The sequence below is a fragment of the Pantoea sp. ABR1s genome, assembly GCF_057812235.1.
On sequence record NZ_CM173823.1, the window covers coordinates 3,822,728 to 3,842,324 of the forward strand.

The following is a 19,597-nucleotide window of genomic DNA, read 5'->3' on the forward strand; positions in this document are numbered from 1 at the left end:
CGCGGCAGGGAGAACGGAATGAAGACCATCCTGGTAGTGCTGGACGGCCTGAGCAATCAGGTCGCACAACATGCAATGGGTTACCTGCATGCCGAATGTTCGCAGGGCAACGGGTTTTATTACCGTATGACCTGTGAATTACCCTCGCTGTCACGCCCGCTTTATGAGTGCATTCTGACCGGTGTTCCGCCGGTCAGAAGCGGCATTATTCATAATGGCGTCAGCCGGTTAAGCCGCGAGCGTAGCATCTTTCACTTTGCGCGAGCGGCGGGACTGACGACTGCGGCGGCGGCCTACCACTGGGTGAGTGAGCTTTATAACCGAACGCCGTTCGTTCCGGCGCGCGATCGTCACACTGACGCGCCGGACCTGCCCATTCAGTATGGCCATTTTTATTCTGACGATAGCTATCCCGACTCGCATCTGTTTGAAGATGCAGAAAGCCTGCGGCTGCGTCACGATCCCGATTTTCTGCTAATCCACCCGATGAACATCGACGATGCCGGTCATAAATCGGGCCTCTCCTCACCACAGTACCGCAACCGGGCACGCATCGCAGACGGCCTGCTGTCGCAGTGGATGCCCTTGTGGCTGGCTGAGGGCTATCAGGTGATGGTGACCGCCGATCACGGCATGAATGACGATCGATCCCACGGCGGCATTCTGCCGGAAGAGACCACGGTGCCGCTGTTTGTCTTTGGCCGGGCTTTCTCGCTGCAGCCTGACCTGGCACCGCAGCAGACCGATCTGTGCGGCACGCTGTGTGAACTGCTTGAGGTGGCGCATGACAAGCCGGTTTGTCGCGGCCTGCTGGCGGAGTCGAAGAGATGAGAGGAAAAGGAGTCGCGCTGCTGCTGCTGTTACCGTTCACCCTGTTCTGGGTCGCCTTTCAGCTGGCACCGCTGTTGTGGATCGCCATTAACAGCTTCTGGAGTGAGATGAACAGCCAGTGGGGCTGGGATAACTATCAGGACATTCTCACCTCGCCCTTCTACCAGCAGGCGTTTCGTTTTTCGCTGGATATTTCACTCTGGTCAAGCGTCTACGGCTTACTGATTGCACTGGTCACCGGCTATTCACTGCATCAGCTCGGCGGCGGGCGACTGCAGCGCTTTCTCATCGCTTTTACCAATATGACCAGCAACTTTGCGGGTGTCCCGCTGGCGTTTGCCTTTGTGATTCTGCTGGGGCTGAACGGCTGCCTGACATTGCTGTTGCGCCATTTTGGTCTGGTTGAGAGCTTCAGACTCTTCTCGCGCAACGGCATGGTGCTGGTCTACACCTGGTTCCAGATCCCGCTGGGCGTGCTGCTGCTCTACCCGGCGTTCGACGGGCTGAAAAAAGAGTGGCAGGAGTCCGCTGCGCTGCTGGGTGCCAGCCGCTGGCACTACTGGTGGCACATCGGCCTGCCGATTCTGTTTCCGGCGCTGCTCGGGACCTTTGTGATCCTGCTGGCGAATGCGCTGGGCGCTTACGCCACGATTTATGCCCTGACCACGGGTAATTTCAACGTGGTGCCGGTGCGCATTGCCGCGCTGGTCTCCGGCGATATCTCGCTGGATCCCAACACCGGTAGTGCGCTGGCGATGCTGCTGGTGGCGATTATGGCGCTGATCACCCTGGTGCAGCAATATCTGGTGCGCCGTAGCTATCTCAATGCGAAACAGCCATGAAAGGAGCCGCCATGTCACGTGCTGAGCACCTCTATCACCGGATAATGGTCGGGTTACTCTTTACCCTGCTGGCACTGCCTTTACTGGCCACACTGCTTTATGCACTGTCGTCCGACTGGAGTAACACCATTCTGCCACAGGGCTATAGCCTGAAGTGGTTCATCCAGCTCTGGAGCGACCCGCGATTTCTGACGGCGCTGAGCCATTCGCTGCTGATTTGCCTGGGTGCGCTTATGTTCTCGCTGGTGCTGGTGCTGCCTGCCATGTTTGTAATCGCTTACTATTTTCCTCGACTGGATGCGGTGATGAACGTCCTGATCCTGATGCCTTTCGCCGTGCCGCCGGTGGTGTCGTCAGTGGGATTACTGCAACTCTACTCTTCGTCACCGCTGATGCTGACCGGCACGCCGTGGATCTTAATCGGCTGTTATTTCACTATCGCGTTGCCCTTTATCTACCGGGCACTGGCGAACAATATGCAGGCGATCAACCTCAAAGAGCTGATTGATGCCGCGCAGTTGCTGGGTGCCAGCACCTGGCAGGCGGCGCTGTGGGTCGTGCTGCCCAACCTGCGCAAAGGGATGCTGATTGCCGTGCTGCTCTCTTTCTCCTTCCTGATTGGCGAATTTGTCTTCGCTAACCTGCTGGTCGGCAACCGCTATGAAACCCTGCAGGTTTACCTCTTCAACATGCGTAACGGCAGCGGTCACTTCACCAGCGCGCTGGTGATCTCCTACTTCTTTGTGGTGCTGCTGGTTACCTGGCTGGCCAACGCCCTGAATCCCGAACGAGGCTGAATATGAGTTACCTTGAGGTCAGAGAGCTGAACAAGTCCTATGGACCCACGCCCATTTTTGAGCAGATCGATTTCAGCGCCGCTGAAGGGGAATTTGTCACCCTGCTCGGCCCCAGCGGCTGCGGTAAATCGACGCTGCTGCGTTGTCTGGCGGGATTAACCGGCGTCGACAGCGGTGAAATCAGGCTGGAGGGCAAAGATATCGTGCCGCTGGCCCCGCAGAAGCGCGCCATCGGTATGGTGTTTCAGAGCTATGCGCTGTTTCCCAACATGACGGTAGAGAAGAACGTCGCATTTGGCCTGAAGATGCAGAAACTGCCCGAAGCGCAGATTCGCCAGCGGGTGCTGGAGGTGCTGGAGCTGGTTGAACTCAATGATTATGCACGCCGTTATCCGCACCAGTTGTCAGGCGGGCAGTGTCAGCGCGTGGCACTGGCACGTTCGCTGGTGACGCGTCCGCGTCTGCTGCTGCTGGATGAACCGCTGTCGGCGCTGGATGCGCGTATTCGCCGCCATCTGCGCGATCAAATCCGGCGCATCCAGCGCGAGCTGAATCTCACCACCCTGTTCGTCACCCACGATCAGGAGGAGGCGCTGACGCTATCCGATCGTATCGTGCTGATGAACCGGGGCAAAATCGTGCAGAATGGCGATGCCGAAGCGCTCTATACCCAACCGGTCGATCTCTTCGCCGCCGGATTTATTGGCAACTATAACCTGCTGAGCGCTGAGCAGGCGACGCGACTGACCGGTCAGCCTTTCCACAGCCAGGTGGCCATTCGCCCGGAATCAATGCTGTTCACCGCGCCGGGCCAGGGCATTCCTGCGGAAATCCTCAGCCACAGCCTGCTGGGCAACGTGATCCGCTATCGTATCCGGGCGCATGATGTGGAACTTTCGGTTGATGTGCTTAACCGATCGGCGGCGGATTTGCATCCCGCTGGCAGGAAGATTGGTCTACAATTAGAGATGTCGACTTTGCGCCAGGTGGCTTAAAACACAGGAAAAAATCACGCATAGCACGGCAATCCCCTTCACAGATTGCTCTCTTCCGTCAGGCTGGCAGTCTGTGCTTTGAGCCTGACATTCGAGGAGCGACACCACGTGTTAACCCTGCTTAATTTACTCTCTGCGGTGGCCCTGCTGGTCTGGGGCACGCATATCGTACGAACCGGCATCATGCGGGTCTACGGTGCCGATCTGCGCCGCGTCCTGAGCCGCAGCATAGAAAAAAAACCGATGGCGTTTCTGGCGGGCATTGGCGTGACCACGCTGGTGCAGAGCAGCAACGCCACCACGCTGCTGGTGACCTCTTTTGTGGCGCAGAATCTGGTCAGCCTGACGCCCGCGCTGGTGGTGATTCTTGGCGCGGATGTCGGCACCGCGATTATGGCGCGTATCCTGACGTTTGATCTCTCCTGGCTCTCACCGCTGTTTATCTTCTTTGGCGTGGTGTTCTTCCTCAGCCGCAAGCAGACCCGTGCGGGTCAGTTAGGCCGGGCCAGTATTGGCCTGGGCCTGATATTGCTGGCGCTGCAGCTGATTGTCGAAGCGGCTCGCCCGATTACCCAGGCTGCCGGTGTCCAGGTGCTTTTCTCCAGCCTGACCGGCGACGTGATGCTCGATGCGCTGCTGGGTGCGGTGTTCGCCATCATCAGCTACTCCAGCCTGGCCGCGGTGCTGATCACCGCGACGCTCACCGCCACTGGCGTGATTTCATTCAAGGTGGCGCTCTGTCTGGTGATTGGTGCCAATCTCGGTAGCGGCCTGCTGGCGATGATCAACGCCAGCGGCTCGAATGCCGCGGGCAAGCGCGTGGCGCTCGGCAGCCTGCTGTTCAAGCTGATCGGCTGTGTGTTCATCCTGCCGTTTGTCGATATTGTGGCGGAGTGGCTGGATAAGCTGCCGGTCAACGATGAAGAGTTAGTGATTTTCTTCCATGTGTTTTACAACCTGATCCGCTGCGTGGCGATGGTGCCGTTTGCTGACCTGATGGCGCGCCTCTGTCGCCGTATGATCGCCGACGACGTGGATAACGCGCTGCACCTCAAGCCGAAGCACCTCGATCGCAGCGCACTGGATACGCCGGCGCTGGCGCTGGTGAATGCCGCCCGCGAAGCGTTACGCATGGGCGACGTGCTGGAGCAGATGCTGGAGGCGTTTAATAAGGTGGTACATGGCGAATCCCGCGAGGAACGCACGGTGCGCAGGCTGGATGATGATGTCGATGTGCTCTATACCGCCATCAAACTCTATCTGGCGCGGATGCCAAAAGAGGACCTCCCCGAAGAGGACTCACGTCGCTGGGGCGAAATCATTGAAATGTCACTAAATCTGGAGCAGGCCGGGGACATCATTGAGCGGATGAGCGGCGATGTCGCTGACAAGTCACTGGCAGCGGGCCGCGCGTTCTCTGCCGAGGGATTAAAAGAGCTGCAGGAGCTGCATGAGCTGCTGATCGCTAACCTCAGAATGAGTCTGTCGGTGTTTCTGTCACACGATATCACCAGTGCTAAACGTCTGCGCCGCGCTAAACATCGCTTCCGTCTGATGATCCGCCGCTACTCTCATGCGCATGTTGACCGCCTGCACCAGAAGAACGTGCAGAGTATTGAGACCAGTTCGCTGCATCTCGGTTTACTGGGCGACATGAAGCGCCTGAATTCACTGTTTTGTAGTGTGGCCTACACGGTGCTGGAACAGCCCGACGATGAACGTGACTATGAATAAAACTGAGTGGAGTGAATAACCTGCCGCGCCGGAGCGACGATCGTCCGGCGCGGCAGCAGTGAGATACGGCGCAGTGCAATAATGCGCCGCCACTGTTACTTCTTCTTAATCGGCTTTCCTGACCAGTAACCCGCCAGCAGTGAACCTGACAGGTTGTGCCACACCGAGAACAGCGCGCCTGGCAATGCCGCCAGTGGGGAGAAGTAGAGTTTGCCCAGCGTCGCCGCCAGACCGGAGTTTTGCATGCCGACCTCAAGCGCCAGGGTACGGCAGGTTGACTCATCGAAGCCAAACAGCTTACCGCCCCAGTAGCCGCCAAGCAGGCCAATCGCGTTATGCAGGATCACCGCCGCGATCACCATCAGACCCACCGATCCAATAAAGGCCTGACTGCCCGCCACCACCGCACTGATGATCAGCAGAATACAGACCATCGAAAACGCAGGCAGCCAGGGTTCCACCCGGCGAACCACGCTGTTCATGCTGTGATGAATGATCAGTCCCAGGGAGATGGGGATCACGACGATCTTCACGATGCTCAGCAGCATGCCAGCCACGTCAACCTGAATGTGGGTATCAACATAAAAGCGGGTTAACAGCGGCGTGGCGAACACACCCACCAGCGCAGAGACTGACGAGATGGTCACCGACAGCGCCACATCCCCCTTCGCCAGATAGATCATGACGTTGCTGGCGGTGCCGCTGGCAACTGAGCCGACCAGAATCATACCGGCAGCCAGATCGGGCGGCATATGAAACAGTTTTGCCAGTCCCCAGGCGGCTAACGGCATCACCAGATAGTGCAGAAAGGTTCCGGCAATCACCGGCGCAGGTCGGGTCAGGACCCGTTTAAAATCGTCGATATTCAGGGTCACACCCATGCCGAACATAATCAGCATCAGCAGATAAGTGACCCAGGGTCCGATGCCGAGAAACGTACCTGGAGAGTAATAAGCGGCGACAGACAACAGCACGGCCCAGAGCGGGAACAGGCGGGTTAACGTGGCGAGCATAGCCAGACTTCCTTATAAGAATGTTATGTTTTATGCAGATTTGCCATAGAGAGTCATCATGCAGGAACGACTGCGGTGACGAAGGCCGGATCATAACATTTCATTATCATGGCGTACGGCGAAGATGGGGCGAGGCGGGAAAATGCGGATCGACTGCTGCCGATCCGCTGCATATCGAAGAAATTACGCTGCTTTTACCTCTAAACTGCGGTAGATCAAACCACCAATCACGGCACCGATAATCGGCATTAACCAGAACATCCACAGCTGAGAGATCGCCCAGTCACCCTGGAACAGGGCTGCCGCGGTGCTGCGTGCCGGGTTAACCGAGGTATTTGTCACCGGAATGCTGATCAGGTGAATCAGGGTTAACGCCAGGCCGATCGCAATAGGTGCAAAACCTTTCGGCGCGCGTTCGCTGGTGGCACCCATAATCACAATCAGGAAGATAGCGGTCATCACCCCTTCGGCGATCATGCCTGACTGCAGGCTGAAGCCGCCCGGCGAGTGTTCACTGTAACCATTCGCCGCAAAGCCGCTGGCCGCTGCACTGAAGTCGCCTTTACCGCTGGCGATCAGATAGAGCACCGCGCCAGCGGCAATGCCGCCTGCCAGTTGCGCGATGATGTAAGGAATGGCCTGAGACGCGGGAAAACGTCCGCCTGCCACTAATCCCAGGGTCACCGCCGGGTTAAAGTGCCCGCCTGAGATGTGACCGACCGCATACGCCATGACCAGCACGCTCAGCCCGAAAGCCAGCGCCACGCCCATGAAGCCAATGCCCAGCTCCGGGAACGCAGCTGACAGCACGGCACTTCCACAACCGCCGGCCACCAGCACGAAGGTACCCAGCGCCTCTGCGACTAACCTTTTCATGATATTTCCTAAATTTGGGTGAATTGATTCAGCGGCGGGATTATAAATCTGCGGAAAGGGAGCGCAATGCAGGTGCACGAAATGCGCAGAGAAAGGGGTTGCCATTTGGCAATAACAGAATGTAACTTTATGTATTAACAGGTTTTATCGGAAGTCGCGTGCCGGGGGAGTAATGAGGGAGATATGAACCATTTTTGCCGTTTTTCAGGCCGCGCTGACGCGGCCTGAATGGCAGAGAAGTTTACTCGAACAGATTACGATGCAGCGTACGTACCACGCTTTCCGCATCGTTGCCCGGTACCAGGAAGCAGAGGTTGTAGCTGCTGGCACCGTAGCAAATCATCCGCAGGTTGAACGGGTCGAGCACACCAAATACCTCTTTGCCGACGCCGCACGCTTTTGACAGCTGATTACCGATAATCGCCACCAGCGCCAGATCTTCTTCCACTTCAACCCGGCACAGCGACGAGAGTTCAGTCAGTAAAGCCTGGGTCAGCAGGCTGGCACTGGTTGAGGTCGATCCGGTGGTGTCGAGCGTCAGCGCCACGCTCACTTCGGAGGTGGTGATCAGGTCAACCGAGACGTTATGACGCGCCAGAATATTGAAGAGTTCGGCAAGGAAACCAAACGTATGCAGCATGTTAAGGCTGTGCAGCGTTAACAGCGTCTGCTTACGGCGTAGCGCCAGCGCCCGAAACAGCGGCGGGTTGCGGGTTTCATTGCAGACGCGGGTCCCACCGGCTGCCGGATCCTTACTGGAACCGACGAATACCGGAATACCCCGGCGTACAGCGGGAAGCAGCGTCGCCGGGTGCAGCACTTTCGCACCGAACGTCGCCATTTCAGCGGCTTCTTCAAAAGTGATTTCATCAATACGCTTCGCCGTCGGCACCACGCGCGGGTCGGTGGTGTAGATGCCCGGCACATCCGTCCAGATATCCACACGCGCCGCGTTCAGCGCTTCGCCCAGCAGCGCGGCGGTGTAATCACTGCCGCCGCGACCCAGGGTGGTGGTGCGCCCTTCGCTTTCACTGCCGATGAACCCCTGAGTAATGACCAATGCCTGCTCAATGCGCGGCTGTAACTGCGCCGTCGCCTGCTCCGCCAGCACCTGTACATCCGGTACTGCCCGGCCAAAATGATCGTCGGTACGCATTACCTTGCGGACATCGAACCACTCCGCATTAACCTGGCGTTCACGCAAAATTTCCACAAACAGCAGTGATGACATCAGCTCACCGTGGCTGACCAGTTCATCGGTCAGAGCATTTGAGGTGGCCAGTGAGGCGGCTTCGGAAAGCATGCTGATATTGTCGATCATCCGATCGATTTCATCGCGGATCACTTCCGGACGCTGCAGTCGATCAACAATGGCGTACTGGATACGGCGGATATCATCAAGCAGCACAGCGCGCTGGGGAGCCTGCTGGCCTTCAGCCAGCGCAACCAGCAGATTAGTAATGCCCGCCGAAGCAGAGAGCACCACCAGACGCGTGCTGGCGTCCTGCAACACCACATCGGCGCTGCGGTTCATCGCTTCAAAATCGGCTACGCTGGTGCCGCCGAATTTTGCCACTATCAGTGTTTGAGACATGTAGGACCTCGTGTCAGGTTATCTTGTTCTCGCCGATGAAAGGGTCGAGAAACATTCTTTCAGCCAGGCACAAGGAAAGAGCAGAAACGGGCGGACAAGATCGGATAGACGAGTCACCCAGAAGCGCCCCACCTTGCGAAACGTCGACTGCAGACGTTTCTGGTGACAACCCAGAGGATTCAGCCCCTGTAGCCGACAGGCAGCACACCGCGTGCTGACCCACCTCGGCGTCGCTCCCCATCATGTGTTTTCACCGGATACGGTTCCTCCAACACACTGCCTGGGCGACGCGCCTCTTCTGGCTTGCGCACAGGTGCGCAAGTAGGCGCATAGATCTAGCCTTTTCTGGACCTGCTGTCAATGTCAGCGATGCCCGGAGCGCCGCATCAGAAAACAAATGACTCTGCGTCGCAGCGGCTACAGTGCTTAATGGGTTCAGCCCATGCAGCAATCCCTGATACGGCACAACGTTTTGCGCAGACTTTCGCGTCACACTTTACCGCGCGTTGCCTCTGCGGTCCGCTGGCTGTTCGCGCCAGTGAATGCTGGCGATAAACAGCGGCGTTCAGATCGCCTGTCCGGCGCGCGCTGACAAAATTTTTCCTTTCAGTTACAACTGTGGTCATACTGAAACGCTAAACGGGCATGATGTGCCTCCGATGGAATGACGGTTCTTAATATCAACAAGAGTGTTGCCATGAAAAATATCAATCCGACACAAACCGCAGCCTGGAAAGCGCTGCAACAGCATTTTGAGCAGATGAAGTCGGTAGAAATTGCCGATCTGTTCGCCCAGGATGCCGATCGTTTTGCCAAATTCTCTGCCACCTTTGATGATCAGATGCTGGTGGATTTCTCCAAAAACCGCATCACCCAGGAAACCCTCGATAAGTTACAGGCGCTGGCCAAAGAGACCGACCTGAGCGGTGCCATTAAGTCTATGTTCTCGGGTGAGAAGATTAACCGCACCGAAGATCGTGCGGTGCTGCACGTCGCGCTGCGTAACCGGAGTAACACGCCGATTCTGGTGGATGGCAAAGATGTGATGCCAGAGGTCAACGCGGTGCTGGATAAGATGAAAGGCTTCTCTGAGCGCATCATCAGCGGCGAATGGAAAGGCTATACCGGTAAAGCGATCACCGACGTGGTGAATATCGGTATCGGCGGCTCTGACCTCGGCCCGTTTATGGTGACTGAAGCGCTGCGCCCGTACAAAAACCATCTGAACATGCATTTTGTCTCTAACGTTGACGGCACCCACATCGCCGAAACGCTGAAAGACCTCAGCCCGGAAACCACCCTGTTCCTGGTGGCATCGAAAACCTTCACCACCCAGGAAACCATGACCAACGCCCACAGCGCGCGCGACTGGTTCCTGAAAACGGCAGGCGACCAGCAGCACGTAGCGAAACACTTTGCTGCGCTGTCGACCAACGCCAAAGCGGTGGGCGAATTTGGTATCGACACCAACAACATGTTTGAATTCTGGGACTGGGTTGGCGGCCGCTATTCACTGTGGTCAGCGATCGGCCTGTCGATCATTCTCTCGATTGGTTTCGATAACTTCGAGCAGCTGCTGAGCGGCGCACATGCCATGGACCAGCACTTTGCCTCTGCGCCGGCTGAGCAGAACCTGCCAGTGCTGCTGGCACTGATTGGCATCTGGTACAACAATTTCTTTGGTGCTGAAACCGAAGCGATTCTGCCTTACGACCAGTACATGCACCGCTTTGCCGCCTATTTCCAGCAGGGCAATATGGAGTCAAACGGCAAGTATGTGGATCGTGCCGGTCATCCGGTGGACTACCAGACTGGCCCCATCATCTGGGGCGAACCTGGCACCAACGGTCAGCACGCGTTTTATCAGCTGATCCACCAGGGTACCAAGCTGGTTCCGTGCGACTTTATTGCGCCGGCTATTACCCATAATGCGCTCGCGGATCACCATCCGAAACTGCTCTCTAACTTCTTTGCCCAGACTGAAGCGCTGGCGTTTGGTAAGTCACGCGACGTCGTAGAGAAAGAGTTTACCGATGCCGGTAAATCTGCAGAGTCTGTGGCCCATATCGTGCCGTTCAAGGTGTTTGAAGGTAACCGCCCGACTAACTCCATCCTGCTGCGTGAGATTACCCCTTACAGCCTGGGCGCACTGATTGCCCTGTATGAGCACAAAATCTTCACTCAGGGTGCCATCCTGAATATCTTCACTTTCGATCAGTGGGGTGTGGAATTAGGTAAGCAGCTGGCGAACCGTATTCTGCCGGAACTGGAAAATGAGGACGAAGTTACCACTCACGACAGCTCCACTAATGCCTTAATTAACCGCTATAAATCCTGGCGTTAATCGGCGTTAATTTCATCGGGCGGCCACTTTGCTGCCCTTTTTTTGTCTGTTTTTACATCTGAATGGGCTGTTTATATCGTCGGAGAGCATGGGTTGTCAGGGAAAAGTCTTAAAATAACCTAAGATAATTCTGAACATCGATACACTTAACGGGCCAGCATAAAGTATAAAATGGTCCTGAAATGGGGCAATCTCTATTGTTAGCTATTGATTCATAATCATATTCAGTTTCAGCAATCCTGAGTAAATTCTGATTATTCTTATTCCGTACCAGATATTAATAAAAAAGAACATTCCGCTTTGCAATTGATTCGCCAGTAGCGAAATATCTGGCATCAGCCCGAAATATTCCGATATAAAAAGTAGTTATCCCCAATCCAGCTAATTAAATCACGCGCCCACCCCGCTATTCACCCTGGTTTTTCCGGTGCTGAACTCTGGTATTTTGTTGCCCTATACTGAACGCGCCCGCAATGGGACTGTCCGTCGATTTTGCCGCAGTCTGACTGCGTTGCAACCTCAGCGGACAGAGATCCTTCATTCACTCAATGCAGGAAACGCTGTTATGAAAAAAACTATGGTTGCCGGTGCAGCCTTGATCTTCGTTGCCGTCTCTTCCAGCGCATTTGCTGCGCCGGAAGAAGCTGGTACCGCAGCTGGCGCGCAGGCGGGAGCAATCTCTGCTGGCACGTCGACCGCTGTGGGTATCGGTGCACTTGGCGCGCTGGTCGGGCTCGGCATTGCCGCTTCTGGCGGTGGTGACGGTGCAAATACCGGTACAACAACCACGACCACGACGAGCACCACTCGTTGATGGATGCCCGACCCCCGTCTGATTGCTGATCTGCAGCAAACGGGCAGAGGCTGAACCACTGACTTCGGTGAGTGAGGATGCTGAGCCACGTAACCTGTATTTCTGCAGCCGGAACGGGACGGGCAGAGCACCTTTAAACATAACCACACGCCTGTGTGGTTATTTTTTACTTTGGCATGACTTATCAGGGACACACAGTGCGCCAACTTCCTCTGCTGCTCGCTTGCCTGCTGCTGCAGGCCTGTACACAAACGCAAAAAGGTCTTGAACAGACTCTGCTGCTTGCGGTTAACGGTCCGGACGACGTGACCGTTACCGATCAACAGGTCAACAATCTTCCCTATGCCAGTCTCTATGCTCGCCTGAATGAAGGTCCGCGCATTTTTGTAGTGCTCGGCTACAACGAGAAAGGTCAGCAGAAATGGGTGACACAGGATCAGGCGATGCTGGTGACACAGCATGGCCGCCTGGTTAAAACCCTGGGCTTGCCGGATAACCTGCTTAGCGTCAGCAATCTGCAACAGGATCCGCTCGCTGACAGCCTGCATATCAGCAACGGTGCAGGCTGGACCCGCATCGTGCAGTGGACCGAACAGGGCAAGGTTCGCGGCGCGACTGTGCGTTCAACCTTCCAGCGCGGCACCGACGAAGTCCTGACCGTGGCGGGCAACCGCATTCCGTGCCGCGTCTGGCATGAGCAGGTGAGCATCGACAGCAGTAACCGCGAGTGGGAAAACACCTTCTGGATCGATAACAGCAGCGGCGATGTGGTGCAGGCCCATCAGATGCTGGCGGCAGACGCCTTCCCTGTAGATATCACTATTCTGAAGCCGGCGAAATCATGAAAAAAATCACTTTTTTGCTGGCCGGGCTGAGCCTGTTCAGCGCCGCAGAAGCGCAGGCAACTGCGCAGGTTATCGTTCATGCACCGCACAACGGCGGTCAGGCTGAGCTGAGCCAGGTCGCGGATCTCTCCCAGCTGGTGACTCTGCCTCCACTGCAGGTCAACACTGACTGGCGTGCGACCTTTATTGCCGAGCGCGGCGCCAGCGCAGTGGCACAGCAGCACTATCAACAGACGCTGGGCGCGTTACGTGCCTGGCGTGCCGACAGCAGCGGCGATCGGGCGGCGGCCATTGATGAGGTGATCCGCCAGCTGAGCGCCATCAAAGTAGCAGGTCGCCAGTTCACGTCGCTCGACCCGGACTGGATCCGTCTGCATCCGGCTGACAACCGTCGGCTGGAAGGCAGCTATGACCTCTATCTGCAGGCCCCCTCAGATTCTGTACTGCTGCTCGGCGCGCTGAGCGGCGCAGGCAAAGTGAGCTGGCAGCCGGGTAAATCAGTACGCGACTATCTGGATGGTCATGACGCACTCTCCGGGGCAGAACGCAATTTTGTCACCGTGATTGCACCTTCAGGCGCCATACAGCAGGTGCCGGTTGCCTACTGGAATCATCGCCACGCGGAAGTGGAGCCAGGCAGCATTATCTGGCTCGGCTTTTCGTCATGGAGCCTGCCAGGCAGCTATGAAGACCTTAATGAACGCATCCTTTCCGTACTGACTCACCGGATACCAGACTGATGAAAAAACGTTATCTCTTCAGCCTGTTGGCTGTTTCCGTGGCGGCAGCCTGTCAGGCGCAGGCTGACACCTGGCCCGAGCCGGTGGGCCCTTCACAATCCGATTTCGGCGGCGTGGGTCTGATGCAGGTGCCGACGGCGCGCATGGCCAAAGAGGGCGAGTTCAGCCTCAACGCGCGCGACAACGATCAGTACCGATACTACTCCGCGTCACTGCAGCTCTTTCCCTGGCTGGAGACCACGGTGCGGTATACCGACGTGCGCACCCGTCAGTACAGTGCGGTCTCAGAATTCAGCGGCACGCAGAGCTATAAAGATAAAGCCTTCGACCTGAAACTCCGTCTGTGGCAGGAGGGCTTCTGGCTGCCGGAAGTGGCGGTGGGAACCCGCGATCTGGGCGGTACCGGTCTGTTCGACAGCGAATACCTGGTGGCGACCAAAGCATGGGGACCGTTCGACTTTACCCTGGGGCTTGGCTGGGGCTATCTCGGCAATAGCGGCACCGTGAAGAACCCGTTCTGCTCATACAGCGACAGCTATTGCCAGCGTCCGCAGGTGGGCGAAGCGGGTTCAATCAACGGCTCGCAGATGTTCCACGGTCCGACGGCGCTGTTTGGCGGCGTGGAGTATCAGACGCCCTGGCAGCCGCTGCGCCTTAAAATGGAGTATGAGGGCAACGACTATCAGAATGACTTTGCTGGCCGCCTTGAGCAGCGCAGCAAGCTCAACGTCGGCGCGATTTATCGCGTAACCGACTGGGCTGACATCAACGCCAGCTACGAACGCGGTAACACCTTTATGTTTGGTGTCACCATTCGCACCAACTTCAACGATCTGCGTCAGGCGCACATCGACAGCGAGAAGCCTTCCTACAATCCGCAGCCGCAACCTAAGTTGCTGGAGCCGACGGTGGTGGGCACTCAGCTGACCGATCTGAAATACAATGCCGGTCTTGATGGTCCGCGTATTCAGACTCAGGGTCACACGATCTATGTGTCAGGCGAGCAGACGAAGTATCGCGATACCCGTGAAGGGGTGGATCGTGCGAACCGCATCATCATGAACCACCTGCCTGACGGCATCGACACCATCAATGTCACCGAGTCGCGCTTTAACATGCCACAGGTGACGACTGAGACGCAGGTCGCCAGCCTGCGTAACAATCTGGAAGGCTATCCGCTGGGCCATGAGCAGCCACTGCAACAGACCCGCAAAGAACCGGTCGATCCGGGTACCACTGAGCAGGGGATGTTTATCCGTCAGGATCGCCTGAACTACAGTCTGTCGCCGGTGCTGAATCAGTCGGTGGGCGGCCCGGAAAGCTTCTATATGTATCAGGTCGGCGTGATGGCCAGCGCTGATTACTGGCTGACGGATCACCTGCTGGTGGGCGGTAGTCTGTTTGGTAACCTCGCCAACAACTACGACAAGTTCAACTACAACGGCGCACCGGCGGACTCTTCGCTGCCGCGCGTGCGTACCCATATCCGCGACTACGTTGAGAACAACGTCTACGTCAACGATCTGCAGGCGAACTATATGGGCCACCTCGGTAACGGCTTCTATGGTCAGGTTTACGGCGGGTACCTGGAGACGATGTATGGCGGCGTGGGCGGCGAGCTGCTCTATCGTCCGGTCGATGCGAACTGGGCGGTGGGCGTCGATGCCAACTATGTCCGTCAGCGTGACTGGGACAACATGATGCAGTTTAACCGCTATAAAGCCTCAACCGGCAACCTGACGGGTTACTGGCGTCCATGGTTCATGCAGGATGTATTGGTGAAAACCAGCGTCGGTCAGTATCTGGCGAAAGATAAAGGTGTGACGGTCGATGTGTCGAAGCGCTTCGACAGCGGCGTGATGGTGGGTGTCTATGCCACCAAAACCAACGTCTCGTCTGAAGAGTATGGCGAAGGCGACTTCACCAAAGGCTTCTATATCTCCATCCCAATGGATCTGTTCACTGTGACGCCAACGCGCGGTCGCGCGCAGGTGAACTGGGTGCCGCTGACGCGTGATGGCGGTCAGATGCTGGGTCGCAAGTACCAGCTGTATGATCTGACGTCCGATCGCGACGCGCGCTTTAACTAAGCAGATGGCGGCCTCAGGGCCGTTTCATGCGGTTAACAGAAAGCAGGCTCAGGGAGCATACACCTGAAGCAAAGCATAGCAATGAGATCGCGCCTGCTCAGGGAACCCGGTCAGATCGGAAAGGCGCTAATGCCATCCCTGGCCGCTCGGCCCGCGCCGTCCCTGGCGCGGGACGCTTTCCTCCTCTGACCGGGTTCCCTGCGCGTTGAGTTTCTTCATTATTGCTGCCAGATTTAACCGGAGCTGGATTTGTCAGCAGTCTGAAGCGGCCCTCAGGCCGCTTTTTTATTTAGTCCGCGTCGTAGCCGAGATTCGGCGCCAGCCAGCGCTCCACTTCCATGACCGACATCCCTTTGCGTACCGCATAATCTTCCACCTGGTCACGCTGGATCTGCGCCACGGCGAAATAGCGGCTGTCAGGATGGCTGAAGTACCAGCCAGAGACTGACGCGCCCGGCCACATGGCAAAGGATTCGGTGAGCTTCATGCCGGTCTGTTCTTCCACCGCCAGCAGACGCCAGATGGCGGCTTTCTCAGTGTGCTCCGGGCAGGCCGGATAGCCTGGCGCCGGACGTATCCCCTGATAATTTTCCCGAATCAGCTCTTCATTGCTGAGATTTTCGTTGGGCGCGAAGCCCCAGATCACCTTACGTACCCGCTCGTGCAGGTATTCGGCAAAGGCTTCCGCCAGACGGTCAGCCAGCGCTTTCACCATGATCTTGTTGTAGTCGTCATGCTGACGATCGTACGCCTCCGCCAGCGCATCCTCTTCCAGCCCGCCGGTCACCGCGAAAGCACCGAGATAGTCCGCTTTGCCGCTCGATTTCGGGGCCACAAAATCCGCCAGACAGTAGTTGGCGAAGTCGGTTTTTTCGGTCTGCTGGCGTAAGTGATGACTCACACACAAAATCTCATCACGCCGCTCATCACTGTAGAGATGAATATCATCGCCGACCCGGTTAGCCGGAAAAATACCGACCACGCCACGTGGCTTCAGCAGCGACTGCTGGCTTAATCTGTCGAGCATCGCATTGGCATCGGCAAACAGACGCTGCGCCTCTTCACCCACCACCTCATCCTCCATGATGCGGGGATATTTACCCGCCAGCGACCAGGTCATAAAGAATGGCGTCCAGTCGATGTAGTTGCGCAGCGTTTCAATGCTGGCCTCCACCTGGCTGACCCCGGGACGATGCGGCACGGGTGGCGTGTAACTCTCCCAGTCAATTGAGGTGGCGTTATCGCGCGCCGCCTGCAGCGAGACCGGCGGCGTGCGCGGCTTTTTGCGTGCATGCTGAATGCGCACGGTCTCGTACTCTTTGCGGGTTCGGGCGACGAAATCCTCTTTTAAGGTGGCGGAGAGCAGCGACGACACCACGCCAACGGTACGTGAGGCGTTCTGCACGTAGACCGTCGGGCCGCTGTAATGCTGCTCAATTTTGACAGCGGTATGCGCCTTCGAGGTGGTCGCGCCGCCAATCAGCAGCGGTAAGGTAAAGCCCTGACGCTCCATCTCTTTCGCCATGTTGACCATCTCATCCAGCGACGGCGTAATCAGGCCTGATAAGCCGATGATGTCCGCATTCACTTCGCGCGCCGTTTTAAGAATTTTTTCGCCCGGCACCATCACGCCAAGGTCAATGATTTCGTAGTTATTACACTGCAGCACCACGCCGACAATGTTTTTGCCGATGTCGTGCACGTCGCCTTTGACCGTGGCCAGCACGATTTTACCGTTGCTGCGCCCCGCTTCTTTACTGGCTTCGATAAAGGGCTCCAGATACGCCACCGCCTGCTTCATCACGCGCGCCGATTTCACCACCTGCGGCAGGAACATCTTGCCCTCACCGAACAGGTCACCGACCACGTTCATGCCGGACATCAGCGGGCCTTCAATCACCTCTATCGGCCGTGGTACCTGCTGGCGCGCCTCTTCGGTATCCTGCTCGATAAACTCGGTGATCCCCTTGACCAGCGAATACTCCAGCCGTTTCACCACGTCCCAGCTGCGCCATTCCGCGAGCTGTTTTTCCTGCGAGCCATCGCTTTTGCCGCCACGGTATTTCTCCGCCAGCGCCAGCAGCCGCTCGGTGCCATCATCCCGCCGGTTAAGAATCACATCCTCTACCGCCTCGCGCAGTTCTGCCGGCAAATCATCATAAATCGCCAGCTGGCCTGCGTTGACGATGCCCATATCCATGCCTTTACGGATGGCGTAATAGAGAAAGACGGCATGTATCGCTTCACGCACCGGATCGTTGCCACGGAATGAAAACGATACGTTGGAGACGCCGCCGGAGATCATCGCATGGGGCAACTCGCGCTTGATATCTTCGCAGGCACCCATGAAATCCATGGCGTAGTTGTTGTGTTCGTCGATGCCGGTGGCGACCGCAAAGATGTTGGGGTCGAAGATAATATCTTCCGGCGGGAAGCCGACCTGTTCGGTGAGGATCCGGTAAGCACGGCGGCAGATCTCAATTTTACGGGCGCGGGTATCCGCCTGACCCACTTCGTCAAACGCCATGACCACCATCGCCGCGCCGTAACGCCGGACCTGACGCGCATGATGAATAAAGGCCGCTTCACCCTCTTTCATCGAAATTGAGTTCACGATCCCTTTGCCCTGAATGCACTGCAACCCTTTCTCAATCACCTCCCATTTTGAGGAGTCGATCATGATCGGCACGCGGGCAATATCGGGTTCGCCAGCAATCAGATTCAGAAAGCGTACCATCGCCGCCTCGGCGTCGAGCATGCCTTCATCCATGTTGATATCGATGATCTGCGCGCCGCTCTGCACCTGCTGCAGCGCCACTTCCAGCGCTTCGTTATACTTCTCTTCTTTGATCAGCCGTTTAAATTTTGCCGAGCCGGTGACGTTGGTGCGCTCACCGACGTTAACAAACAGTGACTCTGCGGTGATGTTAAGCGGCTCCAGACCGGAGAGACGGCAGGCCACCGGGATCGTCGGCAACTGACGCGGTGCAACGCCTTCAACCGCCGCCACCATGGCAGCGATATGTTGCGGTGTGGTGCCACAGCAGCCGCCGATAATGTTCAGGAATCCGGCGGTGGCCCATTCACCAATCTGCTGCGCCATCAGTTCCGCATCCAGATCGTATTCGCCAAAGGCATTGGGCAGACCGGCGTTGGGATGGGCGGTCACGTAGCCTTCAGCGATGCGCGACAGTTCCGCCACATACTGACGAAGTTCGTCGGGTCCCAGCGCGCAGTTCAGGCCAAAAGAGAGCGGTTCGGCGTGACGCAGCGAGTTGTAAAAAGCTTCGGTTGTCTGGCCGGAGAGCGTTCGGCCGGAGGCGTCAGTGATAGTGCCGGAGATCATCAGCGGCAGCGCAACGCCCAGCGCTTCCATCTCGGTCTGCACCGCATAGACGGCTGCTTTGGCATTCAGCGTATCGAACACCGTTTCAATCATGATGATGTCGGACCCGCCCTCCACCAGCGCGCGGGTCGATTCGCGGTACGCCTCCACCAGCTGATTAAAAGTAACGTTACGGTAGGCAGGATCGTTGACGTCGGGTGAGATCGAGCAGGTGCGGTTGGTCGGGCCGAGCACACCCGCAACATAACGCGGACGATCCGGCGTTTTCGCCGTCCACGCATCGGCGCAGGCTCGCGCCAGGCGGGCCGCTTCAAAATTGATCTCCGCCGATAAACGTTCCATCTGGTAGTCCGCCATCGCAATCGACGTGGCGTTAAAGGTGTTGGTTTCGAGGATATCCGCACCCGCCGCCAGGTAGGCGTCGTGGATCTCGCGGATCACCGCCGGTTTACTCAGCACCAGCAGATCGTTGTTGCCTTTGAGATCGCAGGGCCAGTCAGCAAAACGGCTGCCGCGATAATCCTCTTCTTCCAGCTTATAGCTCTGGATCATGGTGCCCATACCACCATCCAGCACCATAATGCGTTGTGCGAGCTGCTGTTTTAACGCGTCGATTTTATTGCTCACTGTTGCCCCATTCACGTCAGTCTGCTGGCGGAAAAGCCCGTTTTTCATTCTGGCACAAGCTGGTCAGGCGACAAAGTAACCTCGACTGAGAGTTTTTCAGGTCACGGCT

The 19,597-nt window shown here is 57.0% G+C and carries 14 protein-coding genes and 1 riboswitch; of the genes, 10 read left to right on the top strand and 4 right to left on the bottom strand.

Going from position 1 to position 19,597, the window contains the following annotated elements:
* Window positions 1-18: 18 nt before the first annotated feature.
* The 5 genes from ACXKZD_RS18025 to ACXKZD_RS18045 all read left to right on the top strand — a co-directional run bounded on the left by ACXKZD_RS18025 (window position 19) and on the right by ACXKZD_RS18045 (window position 5,199).
* Entirely contained in the window at window positions 19-831 is an 813-nt protein-coding gene (locus tag ACXKZD_RS18025; protein ID WP_045140868.1) for an alkaline phosphatase family protein, read from the top strand.
* Window positions 828-1,673, top strand: coding sequence for an ABC transporter permease (locus ACXKZD_RS18030; RefSeq protein ID WP_157353530.1), 846 nt, complete (start codon window positions 828-830; stop codon window positions 1,671-1,673). The genes ACXKZD_RS18025 and ACXKZD_RS18030 overlap by 4 nt, the downstream gene beginning before the upstream one ends.
* Window positions 1,674-1,684: 11 nt before the next feature.
* Window positions 1,685-2,470, top strand: coding sequence for an ABC transporter permease (locus tag ACXKZD_RS18035; protein ID WP_033769434.1), 786 nt, complete (start codon window positions 1,685-1,687; stop codon window positions 2,468-2,470).
* A gap of 2 nt (window positions 2,471-2,472) precedes the next feature.
* The gene (locus ACXKZD_RS18040) at window positions 2,473-3,465 is read left to right on the top strand and encodes an ABC transporter ATP-binding protein (RefSeq protein WP_010252646.1); all 993 of its coding nucleotides are present in this window, start codon (window positions 2,473-2,475) and stop codon (window positions 3,463-3,465) included.
* Window positions 3,466-3,573: 108 nt separating this feature from the next.
* A complete protein-coding gene (locus tag ACXKZD_RS18045) occupies window positions 3,574-5,199 on the top strand; it encodes a Na/Pi cotransporter family protein (RefSeq protein WP_010672204.1) in 1,626 nt (541 codons plus the stop codon).
* Window positions 5,200-5,294: 95 nt separating this feature from the next.
* On the opposite strand, the gene panS is transcribed toward ACXKZD_RS18045, so the two are convergent.
* The 3 genes from panS to lysC form a co-directional block, all read right to left on the bottom strand.
* Window positions 5,295-6,212: a ketopantoate/pantoate/pantothenate transporter PanS gene (gene panS / locus ACXKZD_RS18050; protein ID WP_010252655.1), complete on the bottom strand. Its 918-nt coding sequence runs from the start codon at window positions 6,210-6,212 to the stop codon at window positions 5,295-5,297.
* A 183-nt stretch (window positions 6,213-6,395) separates the two neighbouring features.
* Window positions 6,396-7,088, bottom strand: coding sequence for an aquaporin Z (aqpZ, locus tag ACXKZD_RS18055; RefSeq protein WP_022625208.1), 693 nt, complete (start codon window positions 7,086-7,088; stop codon window positions 6,396-6,398).
* 241 nt (window positions 7,089-7,329) lie between these two features.
* Window positions 7,330-8,682 carry a lysine-sensitive aspartokinase 3 gene (gene lysC, locus ACXKZD_RS18060; RefSeq protein WP_022625207.1) on the bottom strand — a complete coding sequence of 451 codons (1,353 nt, stop codon included), beginning with the start codon at window positions 8,680-8,682 and terminating at the stop codon, window positions 7,330-7,332.
* Window positions 8,683-8,795: 113 nt separating this feature from the next.
* Window positions 8,796-8,988: riboswitch (Lysine riboswitch) on the bottom strand.
* A gap of 391 nt (window positions 8,989-9,379) precedes the next feature.
* Here lysC and pgi point away from each other — a divergent pair.
* The 5 genes from pgi (at window position 9,380) to ACXKZD_RS18085 (ending at window position 15,515) form a co-directional block, all read left to right on the top strand.
* Entirely contained in the window at window positions 9,380-11,026 is a 1,647-nt protein-coding gene (gene pgi / locus ACXKZD_RS18065) for a glucose-6-phosphate isomerase (protein WP_010672201.1), read from the top strand.
* 565 nt (window positions 11,027-11,591) lie between these two features.
* A complete protein-coding gene (gene yjbE, locus ACXKZD_RS18070; protein WP_010252668.1) occupies window positions 11,592-11,840 on the top strand; it encodes an exopolysaccharide production protein YjbE in 249 nt (82 codons plus the stop codon).
* A gap of 197 nt (window positions 11,841-12,037) precedes the next feature.
* Window positions 12,038-12,685, top strand: a complete 648-nt coding sequence (locus ACXKZD_RS18075; RefSeq protein WP_010672200.1) for a YjbF family lipoprotein — start codon at window positions 12,038-12,040, stop codon at window positions 12,683-12,685.
* A complete protein-coding gene (locus ACXKZD_RS18080; RefSeq protein ID WP_488981784.1) occupies window positions 12,682-13,425 on the top strand; it encodes a capsule biosynthesis GfcC family protein in 744 nt (247 codons plus the stop codon). Before ACXKZD_RS18075 ends, ACXKZD_RS18080 begins: the two co-directional genes overlap by 4 nt.
* Window positions 13,425-15,515, top strand: coding sequence for a YjbH domain-containing protein (locus ACXKZD_RS18085; protein ID WP_010672199.1), 2,091 nt, complete (start codon window positions 13,425-13,427; stop codon window positions 15,513-15,515). Before ACXKZD_RS18080 ends, ACXKZD_RS18085 begins: the two co-directional genes overlap by 1 nt.
* 289 nt (window positions 15,516-15,804) lie before the next feature.
* Here the strand turns inward: ACXKZD_RS18085 and metH are convergent, their stop codons facing one another.
* Window positions 15,805-19,440, bottom strand: coding sequence for a methionine synthase (gene metH, locus ACXKZD_RS18090; RefSeq protein WP_488982095.1), 3,636 nt, complete (start codon window positions 19,438-19,440; stop codon window positions 15,805-15,807).
* Window positions 19,441-19,597: the final 157 nt, after the last annotated feature.